The organism is Enterobacter sp. MF024, assembly GCF_005843915.1.
GTDB lineage: Bacteria > Pseudomonadota > Gammaproteobacteria > Enterobacterales > Enterobacteriaceae > Enterobacter > Enterobacter barmai.
The window spans coordinates 188,277-211,173 of sequence record NZ_VCBB01000001.1; the positions used below are offsets into that span (position 1 = coordinate 188,277).

Here is a 22,897-nt window from a genome sequence, read left to right on the forward strand (position 1 = left end):
TTCTATCACGCGCCCCCGGCATTGACACCCTCTGTAAACGGCCAGTTAAATTCCCCGATGGTCTCCAGCGGCAGACGCTGGCCGGAGAGGTAGCTGCGAATACTCTCCGCAACCAGCGGCGAGCGCAGATTTGTCGCGTTGAGAATGGCGTCAGCATCCACCCACAGGCAGCGGTCGATGTCGCTGTCATGGGGCTCAGTGGCGCACGTTTCGCTAAGCTCGATGGCGAACAGAAAACGGATAAACGGCGTTTTGTCCGGGGCAATCCACTGATGCAAACGGATGAAATGCTGGGGCTTAGCCTGAATGCCGGTCTCTTCCCACAGCTCGCGCTCTGCCGCCTGAACCAGCGTCTCGTCGGCTTCCAGATGGCCCGCAGGTTGGTTCCACAGCGCCTTGCCGTTGATGGTTTCTTCCACCACTAAAAATTTGCCCTGGGCGTGCACAATAGTGGCCACCGTGACGTGCGGTTTAAACATGAGGCTCTCCTTGTTGAGTTACGTCCCGCCACTCACCGTTGGCGAGGCTATCCAGCGTATAACTGCCCATGGCGTAGCGGATCAGGCGCAATGTCGGATGGCCGACATGGGCCGTCATGCGACGCACCTGGCGGTTGCGGCCTTCATAAAGGGTCACTTTGATCCACGAAACGGGAATGGATTTACGCTCGCGGATCGGTGGGTTGCGCGGCCAGAGCCACTCTGGTTCATTGACCAGCTCAATACCTGCGGGCAGGGTAGGACCGTCGTTGAGCATCACCCCGTGACGCAACGCCGTCAGCGCTGCCTCGTCCGGCACGCCTTCAACCTGCACATAGTAGATTTTGCCGGTGCGCTTACCGGGCTGGGTCAGCCTGGCCTGCAATTCACCGTCATTGGTGAGCACCAGCAGCCCTTCGCTGTCGCGATCGAGCCGGCCTGCGGCATAGACCCCCTGGACAGGGATGTAATCTTTCAAGGTGCTGCGTCCGGCTTCGTCGGTAAACTGCGGCAGGACATCGTAAGGTTTATTGAACAAAATAACGCGTGTCGGCGCGCTTTGCTTGCGCGGTCTGGACGCTTGTCGTTTGCTGAATCGTTCAACCCGGTGATTTCTAAAAGAAGTTTTCTGCATGGTATTTTCAGACGTTATCAATTGCCGCATTATAGCCTAATAACGAATGCCTTTCATGGCGCCAGACATTCAGGTACTATCGATGGGCTCATTACAAATTATTAACATAAGATCAGTAACAACCAGAAGCGCTCGAAGGAGAGGTTAATGGAAAGCAAAGTAGTTGTTCCGGCGGAAGGTAAAAAGATCACCCTGCAAGACGGTAAGCTGAACGTCCCACACAATCCGATTATCCCGTTCATCGAAGGTGACGGTATCGGTGTTGACGTAACCCCAGCGATGCTGAAAGTGGTGGATGCCGCTGTTGAGAAAGCCTATAAAGGCGAGCGTAAAATTTCCTGGATGGAAATTTACACCGGTGAAAAATCTACCCACGTTTACGGCCAGGACGTCTGGCTGCCAACTGAAACTCTTGACCTGATCCGTGACTACCGCGTTGCCATCAAAGGCCCGCTGACTACGCCAGTCGGTGGCGGTATTCGCTCCCTGAACGTTGCTCTGCGTCAGGAACTCGACCTGTACGTCTGTCTGCGCCCGGTACGTTACTACCAGGGTACGCCTAGCCCGGTTAAACACCCTGAACTGACCGACATGGTTATCTTCCGTGAGAACTCCGAAGATATCTATGCAGGTATCGAGTGGAAAGCGGACTCCGCAGAAGCAGAGAAAGTGATCAAGTTCCTGCGCGAAGAGATGGGCGTGAAGAAAATTCGCTTCCCTGAACATTGCGGTATCGGCATCAAGCCGTGCTCCGAAGAAGGCACCAAGCGCCTGGTTCGTGCAGCGATCGAATACGCAATCACCAATGACCGTGACTCTGTGACCATCGTTCACAAAGGCAACATCATGAAGTTCACCGAAGGCTCGTTCAAAGACTGGGGTTACCAGTTGGCGGCGGAAGAGTTCGGTGGTGAACTGATCGACGGCGGCCCATGGCAGAAGATCAAGAACCCGAACACCGGCAAAGAGATCATCATTAAAGATGTGATCGCCGATGCGTTCCTGCAGCAGATCCTGCTGCGTCCGGCTGAGTACGACGTTATTGCCTGTATGAACCTGAACGGTGACTACATCTCTGACGCCCTGGCGGCGCAGGTTGGCGGTATCGGTATCGCACCAGGCGCGAATATCGGCGACGAGTGCGCGCTGTTCGAAGCGACCCACGGTACTGCACCTAAGTACGCGGGCCAGGACAAAGTGAACCCAGGTTCAATCATCCTGTCCGCAGAAATGATGCTCCGTCATATGGAATGGTTCGAAGCCGCAGACCTGATCGTTAAAGGTATGGAAGGCGCGATCAACAACAAGACCGTGACCTACGATTTCGAACGTCTGATGGAAGGCGCTAAGCTGCTGAAATGTTCAGAGTTTGGTGACGCGATCATCGAAAACATGTAATCCGCTTTTCGGGTTGTATGCGAACGGGAGCCTTACGGTTCCCGTTTTTTATTATTAGCTTTCGAACGGTTATCAAAAGTTTATCAAAACAAGTTATCAAAACCCCACCCCAAAATCCTATATCGCGATTGTCGTCCAGTCCTTCCCACGGTCATCATGATAGCCATCAGTCTGCTGCTGGGACCTATGTCCAAGAAGCTCTTTCGTGTTAACACCCTGCGCTTTATATAACCTTTCCGCTAAAGAACGCTGCTCGTGAAAAGTAGACGGCGTCTTGCCTTCTTCCAGTGGTATCTCTGCTTTGTCACGTGCCTTGCTGAAATTTGTGGTCAGCGTATTGGATCTAACCTGCGAGCCTCGTTCTGCTTGAGAGGTGGCTCTGAAAAAATGAACCAGATAAGGGCTGACCGCATAATCCCTGCAACGAGAAATTATATCCCGCAAACTCCAGTTTATTGCGTTGAGGCGAAGCGAGAGAGGGATGGCAATTTTGCTCCCTGTCTTTTCCTGAAGTACGTGCAGGTGATCATCCCAAACATCGCTAAACTTCATATTGGAAATATCACCGAGGCGCTGGCCCGTCACCAATGCCAGCAGCATTGCATTCCCCATATATTGATGGGTGCTGTCTGCAATATCGAAAATCCTCTGCCATTCCTCCAGACTAAGGCGCTGGCGGGTGATTTTTCGGCGGGGTTTTTTGGTCGCTGAGGCAGGATCGTAACCCGGAGGAACCTCACCCGCATGCTGCGCTTCTTTAAAAATATCAACCAACACTGTCCGAACTACTTGGGCCATTCGCGGCTGACCGGCTGTGACGTACTCATCAAGCAATTGGGCGATATCGCGGACATCCACTGATGGCAGCAACTTCATTCCGACACGCTCTCGCAACAACGAAACCGGCTTGCTTTTCTGTTTGAACGTGTTCAGCTTGATATCGCCCGTCGCCAGACGCTCTTCCTGAATTTTCCAGTATCGGTCGAGCCATGTTGATACCGTAATCGCCTTACCTTTGCTGGTGGCGATCCTGTCGCTGATCGCCAGAATTTGCCGGGTCCTCTGTTCTGCCAGGCGCTCGTTTGCTTCCGTGGCGATCGCTACAGCTTCGGCCTCATCAGTGCCCAACGCATGGAATTTGCCAGTGATTGGATGTTTATAACGCCAGTAAACCTTATTCACCTTCCTGCTGTAGAGGGGGTAAAGGTTCGGAACAGATACATTGTTTTTACGTGGTCTGGCAGCCATCGTTCAAAATCCTTTGCAGCAATATGGAGTCGTTCTTCTTAACTACCGGCGCAGTCAATTCACCTACCAGTTCAGCATCTTCACGAACACGCCATAAGCGGCCCTGCTTCATAGCAGGTGGAGAGAACTGATTCTGCTTCGCATATCGTCGAAGTGTCGACACGCTTGGAGGGTTGCTTCTATATTTTTCAGCGGCCCATTCTTCGAGAGTTAACATCTGGATCATATGCTTTACCTCATAATGGCCCAGAAACGGGCCATTGGCTGAAAAACTGAAATCAGATTGCTGTCAGGCGCTGCCAGATAGCTGATACGTATTTGACCTGGTGGCGGGCGTCGGCCAGGGCATTATGCTGATCGCCTACAAAAGGGATGTCGTAGCGCGAGTTCAGCCCAACAGCTTTGCCCAGTTCGACAACAGTACGAACATCCCGATAGTTCCAGTGCGGGATCGTGAAAGGCGTGTCGGCTAGTTCGAAAGCTGCTTCCAGAAGTGAGCAATCGAAAGAGCTACCGTTCCCCCAGAGCTGCACATTCTTCGAGCCATTAGCCGCGTTTTCAGCAATGAAGTCGAGGAATTGCTCCAACGCTTCCACCAGGCCGACCGTATCATCCACCACGATTGCAGATCGTGCTTCCGGCGATTGCTTCAACCACCAGAGGATGGTGCTGGCATCTGGCCTGGCCCCGAATGACATCGACGATTCCAAGCTAATCACCTGATAGTATTCAGCACCGGTTTTCCCGCTGGCCGGGTCAAAGAATACTGCCCCCACAGAAACGATCGGCGCGCCCGGTTTTTTACCCATTGTCTCGAGATCCACCATCATGTGCGTGAACATGGTTTCCGAGTTTGAGGTATCAGCCCCCAGAGTCTCCAGTTCCTCTTCCAGACCCGCCTCCATTCCCATAGAAGTTGCATCGCCAACCGCGGCGCCACAGTCAGGGCAACCGCCGCCGCCTTCGGTACCACAACCAGTGCATATGGTTCCCGCTACGGCATTTGTTTGCGCAGCTGCTGCATCAGCGCCTTGGCCTGGTGGAACCGCGTCAACACTTTCTCCTTCCGCCGGGTCAGTCGTTTCCATCTGCACATCGCTAGTGGTCTCCTCTGTAACCGGTGAACGGTCATCTGTTTGTGGTTTGTTTTCGTTCATCAGGCCTTCGATGGAGAAGACGCCGCCGCCGAGGTTCGCGACCTGCGGCTGGCTGGTAGTTGCTGGCTCTTCCACTATCGCCTGGCGGTCTGCACGGGGATCTTCATCCCACTCTGGATAGCCCTTCGAACGCTCGCCATTTTCATAGATGCCGTTCGCGGTGAACCATTCACGAACCTGCTTACGCAGTTCGACCGTGGTTATCTCTCCACCCCAGGGGATTGCACGGGAAATACCAAAAATACTGTCAGCGTTGTAATCGGTAATGTCAGATGTTTTACCGAGCACCTTAAGCGCTCTGGCGTGGGCCTCATCTTTTTTGTCAGCCAGCTCTTTGGCCGCCATGAGCTGCGCGCGGTTAATTTTGCCGGGTATGGTATCCGGGTACAGCAAGGCGATCGCAATCTCGATGCTCAGGTTCGCCATGTTCTGCGGCACCGCGCGTTTATAGGGTTCGGAAGGTTGTGGCTCTTCTGATTGCTGGTCTTTGGAAATACCGACAGCTTCAGTGCGATGGCCGGCAGCCCATTCACTGGTCAGGGTTTCGTGGTCACAGTCTTCAGTGGCAACCCACATTCTGGTGAAGCGAAGAACCAGAGCCAGTTCCTGACGTTTTTCCTGGATGAATACTTTCCGGATCGCGTCGGTATAGCTCCACAGGGCCTTGGTATCGAAATCCTTCAACTCTGGGCAGCTTTCAGCAGCAAGCAGAAGAGTCTGGACATAGCTATTGTCGGTATCACTCTCCAGCGCATGCAGTTCCGCATGTTCGCCGCGGGTGACATGATGGCGCAGTTCGTCCACAGTCAGTTGAGCCAGCAGCTGTTGGCGAAACGGCAGTTTGCATACCGCGTAACGAGTAGACCCATCGTCGTTTTTGAGTACCCGCAGGCCGTTCTCATACCAGTAGTCCGGTTCATCCTTGGCCGGGAGCTTTCCACTCTTCCAGTCATCAACCAGCTGATTGCGATCGCCAGCGTCGGCTTTAATCCAGCCCGACATGAAGGCGGCCAGCAGCGCGGGTTCGTGTTCTTTATCCTGCGGGAAAACGTCTTTGACGGCCTGCACCAGTTTCCACTCGGCGTGCAAGCTGAGATCGTCCAACTCAGGAACATCATTTTTGGCCTGTAGCAGGTTCTGGAAGTAAACATTTCCCTCATCAAACGCCAGTTCGTTGGCAACGATCTGCTGCTCCTGGCTGATCTCAGAATGGTATTTGTCTCCCAGCAAATGGACGGCGAAGCGGATAGCCGGGGTGCGATTTTCAAGCAGAGAGGTGCTGCCGGCGTTTGCGGTATCAATGGAGGTTGCCGGCGCGGCAGGCAGATCCGCATCGCTGGTGGTGGTGCTGGCCGGGGCGAGGGCGGTCTCAACTTGTGGCGCAGTGCCGGGGATCACGTTCCAGGTGCGCTGGTCGTCGGCCAAGGTATAGCGCTCACACCAGGTGTAATCGATGGTGCTTTCTTCGGGCAGGTCATTAAACACCGGGAAATCGGTGCGGACAGGCTTGGCGTAGTCTTTACCGCGGCCAGTTTCGATACCTACATCTTCCAGCGCGACGTCCAGCTGCAGCGCAGCGCGTGACGCCGTATTGGCACTGAACCAGATAACACCGTCAGGTTTGCCGGATTTTTGAGTCGCCTTAATATGATAAAAAAATTCCATCTTGGAGCCTCGTTTGGGTGTAAGATACCCAACAGCTAATGAGCGCTGCTTAGGTAGTGGTCATTGGTCAAAACTCGATTCCGGAAAGCTTTGGTCGGCTGACCGGGTACTTAACCCGCCTTGCGCGGGTTTTGTGCTTATTGGGCGCTGGGCTTGTTCGCCAGCTGAGAGATAAGCACTCCATCAAGTGCATCAAGCACCGGGTCGAACGTGGTATTCGACGGGATCTTGCTGACTGCGCGGATGACAGCTGAAACTGAGATATCACCTTCACGAAGGCTATATCCGCCGCCCGGTCCTCTGTGCGAAGTGACCAGCTTGCCGCTGCGCAGTCGCTTAAAAATTTGCTCCAGGTAGGAAACCGAGAGCTTCGATTCTTTACTCAGTGTTGCGAGGGGCACTGGCTTGCCGCAGTAGATTCTTTCCAGAACCGCAACAGCCTGGACAGATGCCATGACTCGTTTCATTCCAAATTCCATGGTCTATCCCTTCACCGGATCCCGGCCGTAGCCAGGGTTATCTTCAATAGCATCCTGCAGAACCTGAATCGCTTCGCCGTATGGAAGGGTCAGTGCCAGCTTAATCGCCGTCCCGAACGTCTCCGCTACCAGTTCAAACTTCTGAGCCAGGCGGTTCGCTTCCTCGGTCTGCTCCTCAACAGCCTCCATTTCAAACTGGTGCTCCTGCCAGACGTCATCCATCACTTCTTCTTCGACTTCAACCCGCAGTGCCTCTTTAACTTCAAGAACAGGCAGAACGCCAATTAACTGCTCGGCTGGCGCGCTGCTGTATCGCAATGCCAGTTCGTTTGCTGACATAAATCCTCCGGAAAAAAGGCCCGCCACGGGTGACGGGCAAAGACAACTTTTCCAATTTAACCAGAACAGGTCATCGACTCCTGTTTGGTTGAGATGGCGGGATTACCATCACGATGCCATGTGCACCTGGCATCAGGCTGGTAACAGCCATTGGTCGAAACTCGATTAAAAATGTAACGCTGGCTGTTGGTCGTCAGCCGATTTGTATGGGTAACACTGTCCTTTCACGTGCTGCTCTGCGGCAGCTGCTTCACAAACCGCCTCGGTGTTATAAACGCCGAGCATGATGTCTGAGCATTCCCCGGTGAGGGCGCAGACGGTAACGATTAAGGCGAAGAGAGGCGTCATGCGTTGAGCTCTGGATTACCTTTCTGCGCCATGAGGTAGCAGAACTTGCGGATCAAAACTTCAACGATGTTGAGGCGAATAGCCTGCTGCCCAACGGGGTTACGTGCGTAGTCGATCATGATTATCTCCTTGTTGCCCTTTGCGTCTGGCCGACGGAACGGTAAAGCCTGCTGCGCGTTAGTTTTTGTCATCTCATCCGGTGTTTCATGTGCCGCCGGCAGCTACTACGTGGGCGTCCTGCCTGGATGACTGAATTTGTGAAATCAGACTACAAATAAATTTGTCATCAGTCAAACTGATTATGACATATTTTATTTCAATGATTGTTTTAGAAGGGGTTTTAGGTTGGTGAGGCACAAAAAAAACGCCGCTAAAAGCGGCGTTTTTTGTTCTGTCTTAGTCTTTGCTCGGGGTCGGTTCTATTTTTCTCTTGCTCAAGAACTCTGCCATAAACCTATCGAGTTCTTCGAGGCGATCGCTAGCCGACTGAACGAAGCGTGTTTGTTCTACCTCTGGAAGCTGATCAAACACCTCTAGTAAAGCAGCCTGCTTTTCAGTTAACACTGTTTTGCTGGCAGTAGTGGCCTTAAGTTGAGCCTCTTCTTCGTCAGTCATGAAGAACCAATACAGTGGTTTTCCAAGGGCTTGAGGGAATAATGCGAGCTTTTCCTTGCGAGGAAAGTTACCTGTATTACACCAGTTACTGACTGTTTGAGAATTGACGCCAACTCTCCTGCCTAACTCAGATTGAGATATGCCAGCTTCCTCAAGAGCTCTTAATAGTCGTTCTTCGAAGTTCATATTCGGATCCAAATTAAACCTATCAGCAAGCATACAAAGTTTCTTTTCAGTTGTGACTGATTAAGTTTCTTGACATTGACAAATTATTTATCAATCATGTGATTCTTAAACTAGGAGGAACCATGAACGAAGCCATTCAACAAAAAATTATTTCTTTGTGTGGAAGTCAGTCTGAACTTGCTCGTCGCCTAGGTAAGAACTCGCAGACAGTATCAGTCTGGTTTCGCACTCAAGTTGCCAGCACTGAAGTTCTTAATGCCTGCAGGGCTTTGGACTGGCAGGTAACTCCGCACGAGTTGCGCCCTGATCTCTACCCGAACCCCACTGATGGTTTGCCTCAAAAGGAAGCCAAATAATGCAATCAGTAACGTTTGAACATCTTAACCGGCAGAACGCCGCTCCGCTGAAAACCCGAAATCAGATTGAGCATCGGCGCCGGGACTCAACGCGCCATCGCACGATTCTGTCTGCCGTTCGTGAGTGGGAGGCAACTATCCCGGGTCAGTCTCAGGATGTTGTTACGCAGCTGGTGGCCGAGCAATGGGCAAAAGACGGTGGGCGGGGGATCACTGTGAATAAACAAAACCTTTACCGCTACCTGAAAAACGAAACCAATTCCGGCAAATACACCGCCTATGTCATGCAACTCGCGAACTCAATCATCATGGCAATGCCGCTTGAAATCGCCAAGAAGCATGGCTGGAGACTCGATGAAAAAACTGAAGAAGAGAAAGCAGCTTATGAGATGGAGCTGGTGGAACGCGAGAAAGAATTAGTGGCCAGAGCCATGAAAGAAAGTAGTGAGCACCACCAGGCGAAGTTGCTGGGCCTACCGAGCAAAAAGCAGGCGAAGGAAGGTTTTGAAAACCTTCTTGCCAACGCAGCTCTGATGCCAGGAGAACTGGCCGGTGTTGTGATCGCCCACCTTCAGGAGTTGGCTCCACTTTTTACGTAATCGAGTTTTGACCAATGACCATACGACCCGGCAAGCCGGGCAACAGGAGTAAACATGGCAGCGCTGCCCTATATGCAACTCTACATTGCTGATTACCTGGCGGACACCATGCATCTGTCTACAGAAGAGCACGGGGCTTACCTGCTGCTGATGTTCAATTACTGGCAGACAGGAAGGCCAATTCCTAAAAACCGACTGGCGAAGATTGCTCGCGTATCTGATTCGCGCTGGGCTGAGCTTCAGCCCGTTCTTACAGAGTTCTTTGAAGATGATGGCGAAAGCTGGATCCACCTGCGTATCGAACGTGATATCGAAGCAGTGCTCACCTCGCCCCGCGGGAAAAAGTTACCGGGTGGAGACACCCTGAAGGGCTTCAATGGATATGTCTATTTCATCAAAAATCCCGCCACAGGGCTGATAAAAATTGGCTACTCCAAAAACCCTTGGGCTCGCCTTTCTGAACTACGTAGGAACTACGGTAGTGATTTGTCCGTAGTAGCTACGATAAAGACCGTAGAAAAGTCGGAGAGCTCAATTCACGCCGCTTTTGAACAGTATCGGGTTGAGGGCGAGTGGTTTACTGAAAGCGAGTGCATTAAAGCGGTCATTTTGGCTGTTGTAGCAGGAGAAATAACGACTGTAGATGCTACGCGTAGTTACGTAGATGACTACTGTAGCGCTCCTACGGCTACTACAAATACAGATACAGATACAGATACAGATCTAAAAGAAAACCCAGAGAGAGAGGAGAGCGCGCAAGACCAATTTTCCCCACCATTTGGAAAATTTCCGATCACCAGCCACTGGATCCCCGGCGCTGATTTCGTAGGTCAGGCTGCGCTATGGGGCATCAACCTTGGTGAGCATCCGGGGTATACCACTGTAGAGCTGCAGCAGTTCCGCGATTACTGGCAGTGCGAGGGAAAAGTAAAACACCAAATTCAGTGGGAGCAGACCTTTGCGACCAGTCTGAGAACGTCTCGCGCCAAAGCATCGGTGCAGGCAAAAGGCCAGCGCCGCCAGCCAGCCCTGTCAGTATCGACACCTGACAATGCAATACCACCGGGATTCAGGGGGTAACGATGAAAACGACGAGCGACATTCTGGGGCGCCTTCATCGGCTGATCCCCGAAGGCATTCAGCCAAAGTTTACCAGCGCCGCGGAGTTGATGGCCTGGCAGCAGGAGGAGGGGCGTAAGAGAGCGGCGGAGCTGGAGAAAGAAAATCAGCGCGCACGTTCAGAGAAGATTTTTGGCCGCTCCGGTATTTGCGATCTGCACCGCAACTGTACTTTTGCGAATTACCAGGTCAGCAACGAGGGGCAGAAGAATGCGCTGACGCTGGCAAAGAGTTACGCCCAGAACTTCGGCAGCGGTTTTGCCAGCTTTGTGTTTAGTGGCGGCTGCGGTACCGGGAAAAACCATCTTGCGGCAGCTGTGGGCAACTTCCTGTTGCAGCGTAATCACACTGTTCTGGTGGTGACCGTTCCTGACCTGATGCTGCGTGCACGCAAGTGCTACGACGAGGGGCAGTCCGAATCTGCATTGCTGGACGACCTTTGCAAAGTGGATCTGCTGGTGCTGGATGAAGTTGGGGTGCAGCGAGATACACGTAACGAGTGGGTGCTGCTGAATCAAATTATCGATCGCCGCCTGGCGGCAATGAAACCTGTGGGGGTGCTGACAAACCTGAACTTTGAGGAGTTATCGAAAACGCTTGGCGAGCGCGCAATGGATCGCCTGACCATGGATAACGGCATCTGGGTGAATTTCACCTGGGGAAGTTACCGCAAAAACGTGAGCCATTTACGGCTTGTGAAATAACTAAACGAGTTTTGACCAATGACCAAACCATTAACCCAGAAAGAGCAGGTGGCAGTTTTTGTGCGCTACCAACCGAACTGCGCCGTCGGCGATGTTTCCGAAGCGCTGGATATGTCAGGTGCAACAGCAGGCAAACTGCTGCGCGAGCTGAGTGACGACGGAGTGATAACCCGCTCCCGCAACAGCGTTCAGTACACCTATGCGGCGGTACCACATGCCGATATTCCGGATGTGATCCTTCCGTGCATGGAGGAGAAAAGCGACCCGGTGAAGATGCAGGCCGCTGAACAGAAAGCGAAGGCGCTGGAAGAAAAGGGGCTGTGGCGCCGCGCTGCAGCGGTGTATTCGGACATGTTCGGCATTGCCTGCAGCTCTGTGGAGGTTGCCCGGATCGCCAAACGCCGCAAAGAGTGCCTGCGCCAGGCGGGGAGGGCCTGACTGATGCCAAGACCAAAAACACACAGGGAACGTACCCTGTTCATCGCCTGGATTATTGAGCTGGTAAGAAAGAATGGCCGCGCTACGACCAGTGATGTCGTCGCCATGTTCGGCCTGCATCGCACCACCGCCGAGAAGTACATCCGGGCTGCCATAGAGCAGGGTCATCTTATCCGCCACGGACGCTGCGGCGTCTTCCGCGACCAGCGGGCAGTTATCGACTTTGACATGGAGCGTTACACCCATCGTATGACGGCGAAATGAAACTAAAGCTTGAGGATCAACTATTACCAAGCCGCCCGGTAAGGATTTTTAGGGCGGTTATGAGCGAAAATCGGGCGCCAGCATAGCGTAAACAGGCGTCCGATATTTTGAAGTGGGTTGATTAATTAACCCGCTTCCCCGTTTCGTCAATGACCTTCTCGCCATCCTCTTTGGTAAACGCCCCTTTCTGGCCTTCCGGTAGAATATCCAGCACTATTTCTGAAGGACGGCAAAGACGAGTGCCAAGCGGCGTAACGACAATCGGCCGATTAATCAGGATCGGATGTTGAAGCATGAAATCAATCAACTGCTCATCACTAAATTTCTCTTCATCAAGTCCCAGTTGCTCATAAGGCTCAACGTTTTTACGCAGCAAGGCGCGCACCGTAATTCCCATATCTGAAATAAGTTTAATAAGCTCATCCCGGGTCGGAGGGGTATTGAGATAATAAATTATCGTCGGTTCGTTACCGCTGTTGCGGATCATCTCCAGCGTGTTGCGTGAGGTGCCACAGGCCGGGTTGTGATAGATGGTTATATTGCTCATATTAGTATCTCATTACAAAGTGACAGAGAGCCGCCACGCCAGCGCGGCCAGAGTAACAAACAGCACCGGCACAGTCATGACAATGCCGGTACGGAAGTAATATCCCCAGGTAATCTTTATATTTTTCTGAGCAAGCACATGCAGCCACAGCAGGGTTGCCAGACTGCCAATCGGGGTGATTTTCGGGCCTAAATCGCAGCCAATCACATTGGCATAAACCATTGCCTCTTTGACGACGCCGGTCGCCGTACTCCCGTCAATCGAGAGCGCGCCAATCAGTACCGTCGGCATATTGTTCATCACCGATGAGAGAAATGCCGTCAGGAAACCGGTGCCGAACGTCGCTGCCCATAACCCTTTATCTGCCAGAAGATTCAACACGCCAGACAGGTAATCCGTGAGCCCTGCATTGCGCAGGCCATAGACCACCAGGTACATGCCGAGCGAGAAAATAACGATCTGCCATGGCGCACCGCGCAGGACTTTCCCGGTGTTGATGGCATTACCTCTTTTCGCCACCACAAACAGCACTGCTGCGCCAGCCGTTGCTATCGCACTGACCGGGATCCCCAGCGGCTCCAGGACAAAGAAACCGACAAGCAGCAATAAGAGGACAATCCAGCCCGCCCTGAAGGTTGCCGGATCCTTGATCGCACTGGCAGGCGTCTTCAGCAGCGAAACGTCATACGTGGCCGGAATATCCCTGCGGAAGAAGAGATGCAACATGACCAGGGTGGCCGCAATCGCTGCCACATCCGCAGGGATCATAACGGAGGCGTACTGCGTAAAGCCCAGACCGAAAAAGTCCGCCGAGACGATATTCACCAGGTTAGAAACAATGAGCGGCAGGCTGGCCGTATCTGCGATAAATCCTGCGGCCATGACAAAAGCCAGAGTCGTGCCCTGGCTGAACCCCAGTGCAAGCAGCATCGCAATCACAATCGGCGTCAGGATCAGCGCGGCGCCGTCATTGGCAAACAACGCAGCAACAGCGGCACCGAGCAACACTATCCAGGTAAACAGCAGGCGGCCACGTCCGTTACCCCGGCGGGAGACGTGTAGTGCAGCCCATTCAAAGAAGCCGGACTCATCGAGCAGCAGGCTGATAATGATGACTGCAATAAATGCTGCTGTCGCGTTCCAGACGATATTCCAGACAACGGGAATATCAGCGATATGGATGACACCGGTTCCCAGCGCCAGCACAGCCCCGATACTCGCGCTCCAGCCAATACTCAGGCCTCTGGGTTGCCAGATCACCAGTACCAGCGTCAGTAAAAATGTACTCCCTGCCAGAAGCATCTCAGACTCCGTTATATATGATTATGTAAATGTGTTTTTCTTTCTCAGCAGGAGGTGCAGGCTGATTTATCCAGCCATTCACGCACATCCTCCCGCATACACTGCCAGGACGTAGTGATTGTCTCAGCTGCCCATGCCGGTATGTGGGGTGACAGACGATAGTGGATCCATTTGCCTTCACGACGGTCAAGTACCAGCCCGGCCTCGCGCAGGATAGCCATATGTCGCGAGATTTTGGGCTGCGATTCGGAGGTGGCCGCGCAGATATCGCAGACGCACAGTTCACCGGACTCCCGGAGAAGCATGACGATGGTGAGCCGTGTTTCATCCGACAGGATTTTGAAAAGCTGAACAGGTTGTAGCATTTATCACTCCATTCCCTTTAGAATATACATATGGTAAATCATATGTATTGACTTTGAAATCATCTATTCTTTCCGGAGGAGAAAAATGGAACAATTTCCTGCCCTGAACACCGAATGCTTTGATCAACACATCGCTGAACGCCTGCACCTGCAGGAGCCGCCACGGATTCTAATCCTGTATGGCTCAGTAAGGGAACGCTCCTACAGCCGCTTTGCCGCGGAAGAAGCTGGTCGCCTGCTGACGGCAATGGGCGCGGAAGTAAAACTCTTTAACCCCTCCGGTTTACCCCTGCCGGATGATGCTCCGGACACGCATCCTAAAGTCACAGAGCTACGCGGTCTGGTCAGATGGTGTGACGGGATGGTGTGGAGTTCTCCGGAACGGCACGGGGCTATGAGCGCAGTTATGAAGGCGCAGATCGACTGGATACCATTAAGTGAAGGCGCGGTTCGTCCTTCACAGGGCAAAACACTTGCGGTAATGCAGGTCTGCGGCGGCTCCCAGTCCTTCAATGCAGTGAACCAGATGCGTATTCTGGGCCGCTGGATGCGGATGTTTACGATCCCCAACCAGTCTTCTGTGGCTAAAGCCTGGCAGGAATTCGATGAAAATGGACGTATGAAACCTTCGTCATGGTATGACCGCATCGTCGATGTAGCCGAGGAGCTGTTTAAAATCACGCTGCTGCTTAAGGGACAAACCGGCTATCTTGCGGATCGTTACAGCGAGCGAAAAGAGAGCCATCAGGAGCTTTCATCCCGTGTAAATCAGGACAAAATATAATGCCTTTTATTCGTTAATCCATACTGCATGAGCTTAATAACGTCCGCTATTGGCACAAAACGGAAGTTATTCTTTAACTTCCCCTGTAAGCGGGACTCTGTTAGCGCTTATTGAACTTTACAGACTGGAACGAGCGATTTGCACACCGTGCGGCAAACGGGGTTATGCTCTCATTTTTCATAGTTCTTATTGGCATTTTGTGTGCCTAAAGCATTGATCAAACCGGCCTACAGGTATACTGTATATTCATACAGTAAATGCAGCGGAGGCTATTATGAGAGTTGAGTTAAGCATTGATAGAACTAAAGAACTTCCTAAGGGCGCTGTCCCGGCTCTGGAAAAAGAACTATTAAAACGACTCCAGAACCATTTCGATGATTGCAGTCTGGTGATACGTCGCGCAGGCTCGGATGGGTTAAGTGTTTATGGTGGTGAGAAAGAGATTAAAAAGACGGTTGAAGAAATCCTTCAGCAGACCTGGGAAAGCGCTGACGACTGGTTTTATTAATTCAGCATGTAATTAGTTTCCTGGGTGGAGGGTGCGGTGAAAGAAACAGAAAAATTTCCAAAAAAGGGTTATGCAGTCATCAGATGTCACGATGGGGTTATCGTTGCACGGCTGCACTCATTTCCTGAATTTGATCGCGCGCTGATGTACAGGCGAGGTGATGAGGTGTCGTTTACGCCGCTTCTGGATGATGAGATTGTAGGGTCGCCAACTCTCTTTACGCAGATGCTGGAGCGGGCAGGTTACCGCGTTTCGCTTAATTCTGTTAAACTCCCGTCATAGGCCTGAACAACCTATACCTGCTGCGCCACTGGAGAGATACCATGGCGCAAAAACCTACCAAAAAAACATCTAAACTGGTTCCTTTCGGAATCAGCGGTTTCTTTTTGCATGCTCACTCAGGGGTGACAGCATGAAGAAAACCAGCTTTATTCACACTCAGCTCACCACGAAAGAAGTGGACGAACTCGAGGCCCGCTATCGCGTCAATGACGTGCGGACTGTGCGCAGCCTTGATTTCGATCTCACCCACTGGACGCTCACCGCCTATCTGCCTGAGGCAAACAGAGCCCCACGGCAGGATAAAACCTTCCAGCAAAAGCTCTGGAGGGAAGCGTGAAGACCTACAACATCACCCCGATGGGCAAGCCCAGGATGACGCGCGCTGATAAGTGGAAAAAGCGGCCGGAGGTTCTCCGGTACCGCGCATTCTGCGATCACGTTCGGCTGCTGGGCGTCGAGCTACCGGAAGCAGGCTCACACATTACGTTTATCCTTCCGATGCCCCCGAGCTGGAGCAAGAAGAAGCGCCAGGAGATGGCGGGGAAACCCCACCAACAGAAGCCTGACAAAGATAATCTGGAGAAAGCCTTGATGGACGCCATCTATGCGGATGACGCCCATGTCTGGGATTCACGCGTGACGAAGCGCTGGGGAGAAGTAGGGCAGATTATCATCGGGGAGATCGCCTGATGCGCGCCTTGCTGAAACCGGTTATCGCCCGGGAGTTGGGCGTTGTGCTGTTGAAGCCCGGCAGCGAGCTGATGCCCATCTTCATTTCAGGACGCGTGCTGGTGGAAAGCCAGCCAGACAGCATGACCAGCTTTGAGACCGGACGGGTGCCTGATTTGCGTCAGCCGCTGGCGGTTAACCCGGCTCTGCGGCCTTTCTTCCTCAACGGAAAAGTGATCACTGCTGCTGGTGGGCTGGCTGGCCTGGAATACTGGTTGCTGCGACACGGCGGCGGCACCTGCCAGTACCCGCATAGCGACTATCACTATCACGAACTGACCACCATGCGGCATGAGCCCGGTGCGATTCTCCTCTGCGGCCACTGCGACAACCAGCTGCGCGAGCAATTCACCGAACGCCTGGCAGAATTGGCGCGCCAGAACGTTATCAACTGGGTGCTGGACATTGCCCGCAACGCGCTGGCGCTCGACAAAACCCGAGAGATTTCTCTGGCTGAACTGTGCTGGTGGGCTGTGCGTGCAGGCGTTATCGAGGCGCTTCCAGAATCAGTTGCCCGCGAAGCTTTACGTCTGCCTGCCGCGAAAGAAACTTACCGCGAGAGCGAGATCGTACCGGCGGTACCGGCCACCAGCATCATCGCCGAGAAGGCCCGCTCATTACCTGCAGGCGTACCACCAGCACCAGCCATTAAACCAATCGTAGGCATGCTGGTGGATCCCGAGTCCCCGCAGACCCTGATGAAGCGGCCAAAACGGACCCGCTGGGATAAACCCAAATATCTGGCATGGGTTAAGACGCAGCCCTGCGAGTGCTGCGGCAGGCCGTCAGATGATCCACACCATCTAATCGGCTGGGGCCAGGGAGGCATGGGAACGAAGGCGCACGACAGTCTCGTGATCCCCCTGTGCCGTCAGCACCATACCGAACTACATAACGATCCGGTGAAATTCGAGCGTAAGCACGGTACTCAGCCGGAAATGATAATCAGAGTGCTGGACCGGGCCTTTGCGCTCGGCGTTCTGGCTTAAGGAGCAGTACAGGATGACACCACGTCAACGCCGCATTCATATCGAAGGTCTGGGTAAAGCAGCATCTGCACCGCGCAAAAGCTGGCTCGGCAAGTTCACGCCATTAACGGGTGTTCAGTCAGCGTGGATCAAATCCTTGCTGACGGTCTGGGGCGAATGCGTCGGCGGTAAAACCCGCGCGCAATACCGCCTAGAGAATTGCAGCCAGTTCTGGTCTGAGGTTAAGCAATCGGAGTGGTCGGACAGTCAGCTGTCGCGCATCACTGAGGCGCTGGGGCAGGCGAGGGAAGAGGGGTTCCGTGGCGTGCAGGCGGCGTTGCGTGCCCGGGCCATTTTGTGGCCGGTGACCCTGTCAACGTTAATCGAAGAGAGCGAGCGCCGCGATGATGCTGACTTTATCGAGCAGACCATGCTGAACACCTTCGACCTGCACGACCCGGTGTACCTGGTTGGCCTGCAGTTCTATACCACCCGGAAGAAGATCTCCGACATCACCCGTGAATTGCAGCACGTGGCTCCCTGGCTAACTGACGGCGAAGCGCGTAAACGCGTGCGCTGGTGCCTTGAAATCTTCCAGGCAAAGGTCTTTTTGAGCGTACACCGGCAGATGAAAGCTGAGCAAAACTGAGAGGCCAATTAAAATATATTTCAATTTATATTGAAAACGGGCCAGAAAGATGAATAATTCATTCATGCTTGGCAGAGCTGCGCCACGATGGCAGCGACGAAAAGCCTTTATCAAACAAATTACGAAACCTCGCTCCGGCGGGGTTTTTTATTATTAATAAATAGTAAATAATATGTATCTTTTAAGATGCAAGCCACGTACAGTGCGCGGGTGGTGAATCCCCCTCAGCGGTGGGGCGGCTAGGCAAAACGAGTCGGGTTTGTAAACGCGATTCTGTGGTCTAGCACAGGGTCACCGGGAGGCACCCGGCACCACAACCTCAGCATCATCTATTTACAGGGCTGTCGATTGGCGGCCTTTTTGTTTTATATGATTCTGGTCTTCATAGTACCGCCGGTCTTTTTCGTTCATACTGAATAAATAAACAGATAAAGTTAGCTTTATTGCAGGAAAGCGATTAGGCTGCGTCTGTGGTGAATCCCCCTAAGCGGTGGGGCGACTAGACTGGGAGGTGAATGACGCGATTCTGTGGTCTAGCATAGAGTCACCGGGAGGCACCCGGCATCACATCTTCAATATCATTTATTTCTAAGGCTGCCGATTGGCGGCCTTTTTGTTTTACATGACCCTGGCTAGCACAGCACTGTTGGTCTTTTTGTTCATACTGAATAAATATACAAATATAAATAGCTTTATGGCAGGAAGAAGACTAGGCTGTGCCTGTGATGAATCCCCCTATGCGGCGGGGCGACCAGACATGGCAGGTGTATAGAGCGCGGTTCTGTGGTCTGGCGCAGAGTCACCGGGAGGCACCCGGCATCACACCCAATCATGCATTTCTTTGTCCGCCCTGATGTAGATTATGTAGCGCACAGCAAGCCTGGATTCCGGCTTACAGATTAGATAATGTCGCCTTGAAGAGTTCTGTCAGAGCTTGCAGAGGACAATCCTTATGAAAGAAGGTTTCTACTGGATACAGCACAACGGCAGGGTTCAGGTTGCCTACTACACCAACGGCGAAACCGAAGACCTTGAAACAGGCAGAATCATCACAGGTATCTGGCACCTCACACAGGGCGATGATATTTGCGATAACGGAGAGGCTGAGATTTTAGCTGGGCCATTAACACCGCCACACGTTTAAAAAAGGCCGCTGCGTTTCAATATATAGTGTAGGCTTAAAAGTGGTGAATCCCCCTGTGCGGTGGGGCAATCCAGTTGATGAAAGTGTAAATATGCTTGCGGCTCGTATAACTGGTAACGAGTCACCGTGAGGCACCGGGCACCTGTCTTATTCTCCATTTCTGAGTTAAATATCGCCTGCTAGTAAAGCAGGCTTTTTTGTATGCGCTTCGTTAGTAGTGCTATTATTTAATCGTGAGCCAAGCCAGAACCATTAACCGGACATCCTGACCGACCAGTAACGCTGCCCGACACAGCTGCTGTATGGATGATGGCGAGGTAAAATGCCTACCTACTTAGATTTCCAACTCAGTTAGGCCCGCTTAAAACGCGGGCCTTTTTTTATCTCAGGCTCCCGGAACCCCCATCAAGGTCCTGTCGTTAATTCATCCGGAGAGCCTGACCCCTTCCCATACGACACCCGCGAACAAGCGAGGTGAGAGACATGAAAATGAACAACGACCCTCACTCCTGGACGGAGTTAATTGATCTGCTCCATAGCTGGTGGCGTGGTGAAACACCCATTGGCGCTGTACTGCTTTCAGTGGTGATGGCAGTGCTGAGAATTGCCTACGGCGGCGGCGGCTGGAAAAAGATGTTGCTGGAGGGCCTGATGTGCGGCGCCATGACGTTAACGGCTGTATCCGCTCTGGATTACGTAAACCTTCCTCAATCCCTCTCCATTGCAATCGGCGGGGCGCTGGGCTTTGTCGGCGTCGAGCAGGTCCGTTCGGTGGCAAACCGAGTTATTAACGTCCGCTTTGGTGGTGACACCAAGTGAGGAACCCCATGAAACAAGCACAATTTCTGTAGGCAACTTGTTAACCGTCGCGTTTTTTCATTCTCCTGTTTCCGAGGAATTATTATGACCTTAGAGCAACGCATAGAGGCAATAGAAAAAGAGGTAAAAGAATTGAAAATGCAACTCGATAATACTAATAACGCATTGAGTTGCATTGATTCTTCAGTGGCAAGTGACATTGCCAAGCTTAGTCAGGCTATTGCAAAGCCTCAGCAATAGTTAGCCTTCCGTTAGCTATATCTTCCAATTGACCTATGGACAGTTTGCGAATGTCTTCAGGGCTCATATCAATCTTGATGGATCGTCCTTCGCCCTGATTGTCGGTAAGGTGAAGTGTTGGTTTGATATTCGTTGAGACAGTTTCTGGATTAAGAAATGAAATTTGATGAATAACCCACATAGTTTCTCCTTCAGAGGTAATCAGCTATCCCTCATTCGCATGTGCGCCGATGCTGACACATCGACGAGCTCAAAGAGCAGTTTAACAGAGCCACCTCTAAGCTGACTGATTAACATAAATTTTCCGTCCCGCTTTTGCGGGTTTTTTATGTCTTCGATTTATAGATTGCATAGCATCAAGGGAGCTTAATGCTCGCCGATCCTAATAAGGGGTTAGTAGTGAATCAGAAACAATTTCAGAAGGCGGCTGGACTAAGCGCCGGGTTAGCTGCGCGCTGGTATACGCATATCGACGCGGCAATGAAAGAGTTCGGCATCAGCGCGGTTAACGATCAGGCCATGTTCATCGCGCAGCTGGGTCACGAGTCGGCAGGCTTTACCTCGCTGGTGGAGAACTTCAACTACTCGGTCGACGGCCTGAAGAAAACCTTTGGCAAGCGCCTGACGGCGTATCAGTGCGAGATGCTGGGCCGCGTTGATGGTAAGCAGACGGCCCGTCAGTCTCAAATCGCCAACCTGGTATACGGCGGACGCATGGGCAACATCGCTGAGGGCGACGGCTGGAAATATCGTGGCCGTGGCCTGCTGCAGATCACCGGGCGTGAGAACTACACCAAATGCGGCACTGCCCTCAAGTTGGATCTGGTCAGTACGCCAGAGTTGCTGGAGCAGGAGCGACACGCTGCCCGGTCGGCGGCCTGGTTCTTCGCGTTACGCGGTTGCCTGCTGTACTCCGGAGATATCGTGCGCGTCACTCAGATCATCAACGGCGGGCAGAATGGGCTGGCTGACCGTAAGGTGCGCTACAGTCGGGCGCAGGCGGCGCTGTCATGAAGCTGCGATATGTGCTGCTGGCGCTGGTGGTCGCTATCTCGGTCACCGGGATAATCGCCTGGCGTTCTGGCTGGAGTGCCCACGCCGACTACATCAACGCCCTGGCCGCCAATAAGCGCGCCAAAGCACAGAAGGCGATTCAGCCTGTTGAGCAGAAGGCCGCGCAGGCCAGCGACGAAGGCCGGATCATCTACCGAACCATAACCCGTGACGTGGTGAAATATGTTCAGTCTCCGGATCGTACTGTGTGCCAGTTTGACGATGCTGCTGTGCAGCTGCGCCAGCGTGCAATCGACACTGCCAACTCCATCAGCGGATTTGATGCAGGAGCCGTGCAGGGCAAGTAATGCAGGTACCAATAGCGACGAAGACCTGCAGACTGATATCGAAACTGCGGAATGCCTGCGCCAGCTGCGGCTAGATAAATACCGCTGGCAGGCCTGGTACAACGCTGTGAAATGAATATCGGGACTCCCAATAGCAAAATTCATATGCGGGTTGGCTTGAAAAAATATCTTCATGCAAAAAAAGTAGAACAATATGCTATATCGGAAGCATATATGCCAATATATGTTCCATCCTGCGGTATAAATACAACCATTCCTTTTTTTTGAGTTTATGTTTTTTTTTAACGTATAGACTCAACCCACCTTACCTGAATAGTCATTCAGGCTGGTGTATCGGTTAGCATTCAGTCCTTGCTCTCCCGGGTGGCTCCGGAGCATCAAGACTTGAAAGATGAGCGGTACTAATAAAGGCCATGCATTTGCATGGCCTTTTCTAAAAATTAGCGTTTAGCGATGTCAAAAACACGTTTGCCTTAAGACAGACGTATGACGGGATTGAGGCAAATCTATGAAAAAGGTTCTGGTTTTCTTTAATTCAAACCCTGCAGAGGTCGTTGAGACTCTGGAGGGTGTTACTACGATTGCGAGAAATTATCCTGGTGGCGAAGAAATGCATTTGCCAATATCACTTGCAGGTATTCACTCCATTACGGGCGATCAAATTGAAATATATGTCGCTTCTGACAGGGAGCTTTCGCGTGATGAAGTAGTAAATGCAGTGAATAAATTTCTGTAAAGTAGTTGAAACCTGGCTTTAAAAAGAAAGTTTGTGTTGCAAGCGAGCTTTTATGGAAATGAAACAGGTTGGTGAGAATTTTTCCGCTAACATCAAACTATGGTGAATCCCCCTAAGCGGTGGGGCTAATTAACCTGATGACTCTTCTTCACTGGCGCTCATCATGAAAGTCTGAAGCAGCGAGTCACGGGTGGTTACCCCAATGGCTCACCGGGAGGCACCCGGCACCATATGCCCAAAGCCCTTGTAGTGATACAGGGGCTTTTTATCGACATCAACGTGAGCAGAACTAACATGGTGAGGTCGCTATGCAAATGATTATGCAAGCGATTTCCTTGTGCATGCAGCGTCTGCAATATTGATGGTCTATAATTTATATACAGTTATGGTTGAGGACTATTAATCAAAAACTGCCACCGTTCTGGAGAATGGAAA

At 52.2% G+C, this 22,897-nt stretch carries 32 protein-coding genes and 2 pseudogenes; 21 read left to right on the forward strand and 13 right to left on the reverse strand.

Translation table 11 applies throughout. The features are described 5' to 3' along the window. Positions 1 to 5 precede the first annotated feature (5 nt). A complete protein-coding gene (locus FFB58_RS01020; protein WP_138368697.1) occupies positions 6 to 479 on the reverse strand; it encodes an NUDIX hydrolase in 474 nt (157 codons plus the stop codon). Continuing rightward, positions 472 to 1,143 (reverse strand): 23S rRNA pseudouridine(2457) synthase RluE, encoded by a 672-nt coding sequence (gene rluE, locus FFB58_RS01025; protein WP_138368698.1) that lies wholly within the window; start codon positions 1,141 to 1,143, stop codon positions 472 to 474. Before rluE ends, FFB58_RS01020 begins: the two co-directional genes overlap by 8 nt. A gap of 117 nt (positions 1,144 to 1,260) precedes the next feature. Here rluE and icd point away from each other — a divergent pair, with 117 nt between their 5' ends. Beyond that, complete coding sequence (gene icd, locus FFB58_RS01030) at positions 1,261 to 2,511, forward strand: NADP-dependent isocitrate dehydrogenase (protein WP_039029011.1); 1,251 nt, start codon at positions 1,261 to 1,263, stop codon at positions 2,509 to 2,511. Between the two features lie 117 nt (positions 2,512 to 2,628). Here icd and FFB58_RS01035 read toward each other — a convergent pair whose 3' ends face one another. The 8 genes from FFB58_RS01035 to FFB58_RS01065 form a co-directional block, all read right to left on the reverse strand. Beyond that, positions 2,629 to 3,759 (reverse strand): phage integrase Arm DNA-binding domain-containing protein, encoded by a 1,131-nt coding sequence (locus FFB58_RS01035; protein ID WP_138368699.1) that lies wholly within the window; start codon positions 3,757 to 3,759, stop codon positions 2,629 to 2,631. Next, positions 3,740 to 3,985, reverse strand: coding sequence for an excisionase (locus FFB58_RS01040; protein WP_059359847.1), 246 nt, complete (start codon positions 3,983 to 3,985; stop codon positions 3,740 to 3,742). Before FFB58_RS01040 ends, FFB58_RS01035 begins: the two co-directional genes overlap by 20 nt. A 52-nt stretch (positions 3,986 to 4,037) precedes the next feature. Continuing rightward, positions 4,038 to 6,581 carry an exonuclease gene (locus FFB58_RS01045; protein ID WP_138368700.1) on the reverse strand — a complete coding sequence of 848 codons (2,544 nt, stop codon included), beginning with the start codon at positions 6,579 to 6,581 and terminating at the stop codon, positions 4,038 to 4,040. Positions 6,582 to 6,718: 137 nt separating this feature from the next. Continuing rightward, positions 6,719 to 7,060 (reverse strand): Rrf2 family transcriptional regulator, encoded by a 342-nt coding sequence (locus FFB58_RS01050; protein WP_171029913.1) that lies wholly within the window; start codon positions 7,058 to 7,060, stop codon positions 6,719 to 6,721. Positions 7,061 to 7,063: 3 nt separating this feature from the next. Continuing rightward, positions 7,064 to 7,399 carry a hypothetical protein gene (locus FFB58_RS01055; protein WP_138368701.1) on the reverse strand — a complete coding sequence of 112 codons (336 nt, stop codon included), beginning with the start codon at positions 7,397 to 7,399 and terminating at the stop codon, positions 7,064 to 7,066. Between the two features lie 165 nt (positions 7,400 to 7,564). Then, the gene (locus FFB58_RS01060; RefSeq protein WP_138368702.1) at positions 7,565 to 7,747 is read right to left on the reverse strand and encodes a DUF1482 family protein; all 183 of its coding nucleotides are present in this window, start codon (positions 7,745 to 7,747) and stop codon (positions 7,565 to 7,567) included. Then, entirely contained in the window at positions 7,744 to 7,866 is a 123-nt protein-coding gene (locus FFB58_RS22975; protein WP_286172414.1) for a hypothetical protein, read from the reverse strand. Before FFB58_RS22975 ends, FFB58_RS01060 begins: the two co-directional genes overlap by 4 nt. Before the next feature lie 277 nt (positions 7,867 to 8,143). Continuing rightward, on the reverse strand, positions 8,144 to 8,548 hold the full coding sequence (locus tag FFB58_RS01065) for a helix-turn-helix domain-containing protein (protein ID WP_286172415.1): 405 nt from the start codon (positions 8,546 to 8,548) through the stop codon (positions 8,144 to 8,146). A 122-nt stretch (positions 8,549 to 8,670) separates the two neighbouring features. On the opposite strand from FFB58_RS01065, the gene FFB58_RS01070 reads away from it, so the two are divergent. The 7 genes and pseudogenes from FFB58_RS01070 to FFB58_RS01100 all read left to right on the forward strand — a co-directional run. Beyond that, a complete protein-coding gene (locus tag FFB58_RS01070; RefSeq protein WP_138368704.1) occupies positions 8,671 to 8,904 on the forward strand; it encodes a YdaS family helix-turn-helix protein in 234 nt (77 codons plus the stop codon). Further along, positions 8,904 to 9,503: a toxin YdaT family protein gene (locus tag FFB58_RS01075; RefSeq protein WP_138368705.1), complete on the forward strand. Its 600-nt coding sequence runs from the start codon at positions 8,904 to 8,906 to the stop codon at positions 9,501 to 9,503. The genes FFB58_RS01070 and FFB58_RS01075 overlap by 1 nt, the downstream gene beginning before the upstream one ends. A 54-nt stretch (positions 9,504 to 9,557) precedes the next feature. After that, positions 9,558 to 9,824: pseudogene (locus tag FFB58_RS22980) on the forward strand (DUF1376 domain-containing protein); the annotation flags it as partial. Continuing rightward, on the forward strand, positions 9,822 to 10,583 hold the full coding sequence (locus FFB58_RS22825; protein WP_286172531.1) for a DnaT-like ssDNA-binding domain-containing protein: 762 nt from the start codon (positions 9,822 to 9,824) through the stop codon (positions 10,581 to 10,583). The pseudogene FFB58_RS22980 and the gene FFB58_RS22825, both read left to right, overlap by 3 nt. Before the next feature lie 2 nt (positions 10,584 to 10,585). After that, entirely contained in the window at positions 10,586 to 11,326 is a 741-nt protein-coding gene (locus FFB58_RS01090; RefSeq protein WP_138368706.1) for an ATP-binding protein, read from the forward strand. Between the two features lie 18 nt (positions 11,327 to 11,344). Beyond that, a complete protein-coding gene (locus FFB58_RS01095) occupies positions 11,345 to 11,764 on the forward strand; it encodes a PerC family transcriptional regulator (protein WP_138368707.1) in 420 nt (139 codons plus the stop codon). A 3-nt stretch (positions 11,765 to 11,767) separates the two neighbouring features. Beyond that, positions 11,768 to 12,007, forward strand: a pseudogene (locus tag FFB58_RS01100) (DUF977 family protein); the annotation flags it as partial. A gap of 142 nt (positions 12,008 to 12,149) precedes the next feature. Here the strand turns inward: FFB58_RS01100 and arsC are convergent. From arsC to FFB58_RS01115, 3 genes are read right to left on the reverse strand one after another with little or no spacing between them, the layout of a single operon-like run. Next, positions 12,150 to 12,575, reverse strand: coding sequence for a glutaredoxin-dependent arsenate reductase (gene arsC / locus FFB58_RS01105; protein WP_114387387.1), 426 nt, complete (start codon positions 12,573 to 12,575; stop codon positions 12,150 to 12,152). 12 nt (positions 12,576 to 12,587) lie between these two features. Continuing rightward, on the reverse strand, positions 12,588 to 13,877 hold the full coding sequence (locus tag FFB58_RS01110; protein ID WP_138368709.1) for an arsenic transporter: 1,290 nt from the start codon (positions 13,875 to 13,877) through the stop codon (positions 12,588 to 12,590). Positions 13,878 to 13,921: 44 nt separating this feature from the next. Next, positions 13,922 to 14,242, reverse strand: coding sequence for a transcriptional regulator (locus FFB58_RS01115; RefSeq protein WP_114387385.1), 321 nt, complete (start codon positions 14,240 to 14,242; stop codon positions 13,922 to 13,924). A gap of 85 nt (positions 14,243 to 14,327) precedes the next feature. Here FFB58_RS01115 and arsH point away from each other — a divergent pair, with 85 nt between their 5' ends. The 13 genes from arsH to FFB58_RS01175 all read left to right on the forward strand — a co-directional run bounded on the left by arsH (position 14,328) and on the right by FFB58_RS01175 (position 22,462). Next, positions 14,328 to 15,026 carry an arsenical resistance protein ArsH gene (arsH, locus tag FFB58_RS01120; protein WP_114387384.1) on the forward strand — a complete coding sequence of 233 codons (699 nt, stop codon included), beginning with the start codon at positions 14,328 to 14,330 and terminating at the stop codon, positions 15,024 to 15,026. A 274-nt stretch (positions 15,027 to 15,300) separates the two neighbouring features. Continuing rightward, complete coding sequence (locus FFB58_RS01125) at positions 15,301 to 15,534, forward strand: DinI-like family protein (protein WP_138368710.1); 234 nt, start codon at positions 15,301 to 15,303, stop codon at positions 15,532 to 15,534. Positions 15,535 to 15,570: 36 nt separating this feature from the next. Further along, on the forward strand, positions 15,571 to 15,816 hold the full coding sequence (locus tag FFB58_RS01130) for a hypothetical protein (RefSeq protein WP_138368711.1): 246 nt from the start codon (positions 15,571 to 15,573) through the stop codon (positions 15,814 to 15,816). A gap of 130 nt (positions 15,817 to 15,946) precedes the next feature. After that, positions 15,947 to 16,153, forward strand: coding sequence for a hypothetical protein (locus tag FFB58_RS01135; protein ID WP_138368712.1), 207 nt, complete (start codon positions 15,947 to 15,949; stop codon positions 16,151 to 16,153). Further along, positions 16,150 to 16,506 carry a RusA family crossover junction endodeoxyribonuclease gene (locus FFB58_RS01140; protein ID WP_171029915.1) on the forward strand — a complete coding sequence of 119 codons (357 nt, stop codon included), beginning with the start codon at positions 16,150 to 16,152 and terminating at the stop codon, positions 16,504 to 16,506. Before FFB58_RS01135 ends, FFB58_RS01140 begins: the two co-directional genes overlap by 4 nt. Continuing rightward, positions 16,506 to 17,534 carry a DUF968 domain-containing protein gene (locus FFB58_RS01145; protein ID WP_138368713.1) on the forward strand — a complete coding sequence of 343 codons (1,029 nt, stop codon included), beginning with the start codon at positions 16,506 to 16,508 and terminating at the stop codon, positions 17,532 to 17,534. Before FFB58_RS01140 ends, FFB58_RS01145 begins: the two co-directional genes overlap by 1 nt. 13 nt (positions 17,535 to 17,547) lie before the next feature. Continuing rightward, a complete protein-coding gene (locus tag FFB58_RS01150; protein ID WP_138368714.1) occupies positions 17,548 to 18,162 on the forward strand; it encodes a hypothetical protein in 615 nt (204 codons plus the stop codon). A 952-nt stretch (positions 18,163 to 19,114) separates the two neighbouring features. Continuing rightward, complete coding sequence (locus FFB58_RS01155) at positions 19,115 to 19,306, forward strand: hypothetical protein (protein ID WP_138368715.1); 192 nt, start codon at positions 19,115 to 19,117, stop codon at positions 19,304 to 19,306. A 483-nt stretch (positions 19,307 to 19,789) separates the two neighbouring features. Then, positions 19,790 to 20,125, forward strand: a complete 336-nt coding sequence (locus FFB58_RS01160; protein WP_039028981.1) for a phage holin, lambda family — start codon at positions 19,790 to 19,792, stop codon at positions 20,123 to 20,125. 84 nt (positions 20,126 to 20,209) lie between these two features. Next, positions 20,210 to 20,365 (forward strand): hypothetical protein, encoded by a 156-nt coding sequence (locus tag FFB58_RS22830; protein WP_171029916.1) that lies wholly within the window; start codon positions 20,210 to 20,212, stop codon positions 20,363 to 20,365. Between the two features lie 399 nt (positions 20,366 to 20,764). After that, positions 20,765 to 21,379, forward strand: a complete 615-nt coding sequence (locus FFB58_RS01165; RefSeq protein ID WP_138368716.1) for a glycoside hydrolase family 19 protein — start codon at positions 20,765 to 20,767, stop codon at positions 21,377 to 21,379. Then, positions 21,376 to 21,726 carry a hypothetical protein gene (locus FFB58_RS01170; protein ID WP_138368717.1) on the forward strand — a complete coding sequence of 117 codons (351 nt, stop codon included), beginning with the start codon at positions 21,376 to 21,378 and terminating at the stop codon, positions 21,724 to 21,726. The genes FFB58_RS01165 and FFB58_RS01170 overlap by 4 nt, the downstream gene beginning before the upstream one ends. A gap of 508 nt (positions 21,727 to 22,234) precedes the next feature. After that, on the forward strand, positions 22,235 to 22,462 hold the full coding sequence (locus FFB58_RS01175) for a hypothetical protein (protein WP_138368718.1): 228 nt from the start codon (positions 22,235 to 22,237) through the stop codon (positions 22,460 to 22,462). Positions 22,463 to 22,897: the final 435 nt, after the last annotated feature.

Excerpts from the sequence above, each read along its gene's own strand:
- FFB58_RS01020 (WP_138368697.1), bottom strand. The coding sequence starts at position 479 with ATGTTTAAACCGCACGTCACGGTGGCCACTATTGTGCACGCCCAGGGC.
- rluE (WP_138368698.1), bottom strand. The coding sequence starts at position 1,143 with ATGCGGCAATTGATAACGTCTGAAAATACCATGCAGAAAACTTCTTTT.
- icd (WP_039029011.1), top strand. The coding sequence starts at position 1,261 with ATGGAAAGCAAAGTAGTTGTTCCGGCGGAAGGTAAAAAGATCACCCTG.
- FFB58_RS01035 (WP_138368699.1), bottom strand. The coding sequence starts at position 3,759 with ATGGCTGCCAGACCACGTAAAAACAATGTATCTGTTCCGAACCTTTAC.
- FFB58_RS01040 (WP_059359847.1), bottom strand. The coding sequence starts at position 3,985 with ATGATCCAGATGTTAACTCTCGAAGAATGGGCCGCTGAAAAATATAGA.
- FFB58_RS01045 (WP_138368700.1), bottom strand. The coding sequence starts at position 6,581 with ATGGAATTTTTTTATCATATTAAGGCGACTCAAAAATCCGGCAAACCT.
- FFB58_RS01050 (WP_171029913.1), bottom strand. The coding sequence starts at position 7,060 with ATGGAATTTGGAATGAAACGAGTCATGGCATCTGTCCAGGCTGTTGCG.
- FFB58_RS01055 (WP_138368701.1), bottom strand. The coding sequence starts at position 7,399 with ATGTCAGCAAACGAACTGGCATTGCGATACAGCAGCGCGCCAGCCGAG.
- FFB58_RS01060 (WP_138368702.1), bottom strand. The coding sequence starts at position 7,747 with ATGACGCCTCTCTTCGCCTTAATCGTTACCGTCTGCGCCCTCACCGGG.
- FFB58_RS22975 (WP_286172414.1), bottom strand. The coding sequence starts at position 7,866 with ATGATCGACTACGCACGTAACCCCGTTGGGCAGCAGGCTATTCGCCTC.
- FFB58_RS01065 (WP_286172415.1), bottom strand. The coding sequence starts at position 8,548 with ATGAACTTCGAAGAACGACTATTAAGAGCTCTTGAGGAAGCTGGCATA.
- FFB58_RS01070 (WP_138368704.1), top strand. The coding sequence starts at position 8,671 with ATGAACGAAGCCATTCAACAAAAAATTATTTCTTTGTGTGGAAGTCAG.
- FFB58_RS01075 (WP_138368705.1), top strand. The coding sequence starts at position 8,904 with ATGCAATCAGTAACGTTTGAACATCTTAACCGGCAGAACGCCGCTCCG.
- FFB58_RS01090 (WP_138368706.1), top strand. The coding sequence starts at position 10,586 with ATGAAAACGACGAGCGACATTCTGGGGCGCCTTCATCGGCTGATCCCC.
- FFB58_RS01095 (WP_138368707.1), top strand. The coding sequence starts at position 11,345 with ATGACCAAACCATTAACCCAGAAAGAGCAGGTGGCAGTTTTTGTGCGC.
- arsC (WP_114387387.1), bottom strand. The coding sequence starts at position 12,575 with ATGAGCAATATAACCATCTATCACAACCCGGCCTGTGGCACCTCACGC.
- FFB58_RS01110 (WP_138368709.1), bottom strand. The coding sequence starts at position 13,877 with ATGCTTCTGGCAGGGAGTACATTTTTACTGACGCTGGTACTGGTGATC.
- FFB58_RS01115 (WP_114387385.1), bottom strand. The coding sequence starts at position 14,242 with ATGCTACAACCTGTTCAGCTTTTCAAAATCCTGTCGGATGAAACACGG.
- arsH (WP_114387384.1), top strand. The coding sequence starts at position 14,328 with ATGGAACAATTTCCTGCCCTGAACACCGAATGCTTTGATCAACACATC.
- FFB58_RS01125 (WP_138368710.1), top strand. The coding sequence starts at position 15,301 with ATGAGAGTTGAGTTAAGCATTGATAGAACTAAAGAACTTCCTAAGGGC.
- FFB58_RS01135 (WP_138368712.1), top strand. The coding sequence starts at position 15,947 with ATGAAGAAAACCAGCTTTATTCACACTCAGCTCACCACGAAAGAAGTG.
- FFB58_RS01145 (WP_138368713.1), top strand. The coding sequence starts at position 16,506 with ATGCGCGCCTTGCTGAAACCGGTTATCGCCCGGGAGTTGGGCGTTGTG.
- FFB58_RS01150 (WP_138368714.1), top strand. The coding sequence starts at position 17,548 with ATGACACCACGTCAACGCCGCATTCATATCGAAGGTCTGGGTAAAGCA.
- FFB58_RS01155 (WP_138368715.1), top strand. The coding sequence starts at position 19,115 with ATGAAAGAAGGTTTCTACTGGATACAGCACAACGGCAGGGTTCAGGTT.
- FFB58_RS01160 (WP_039028981.1), top strand. The coding sequence starts at position 19,790 with ATGAAAATGAACAACGACCCTCACTCCTGGACGGAGTTAATTGATCTG.
- FFB58_RS22830 (WP_171029916.1), top strand. The coding sequence starts at position 20,210 with ATGACCTTAGAGCAACGCATAGAGGCAATAGAAAAAGAGGTAAAAGAA.
- FFB58_RS01170 (WP_138368717.1), top strand. The coding sequence starts at position 21,376 with ATGAAGCTGCGATATGTGCTGCTGGCGCTGGTGGTCGCTATCTCGGTC.
- FFB58_RS01175 (WP_138368718.1), top strand. The coding sequence starts at position 22,235 with ATGAAAAAGGTTCTGGTTTTCTTTAATTCAAACCCTGCAGAGGTCGTT.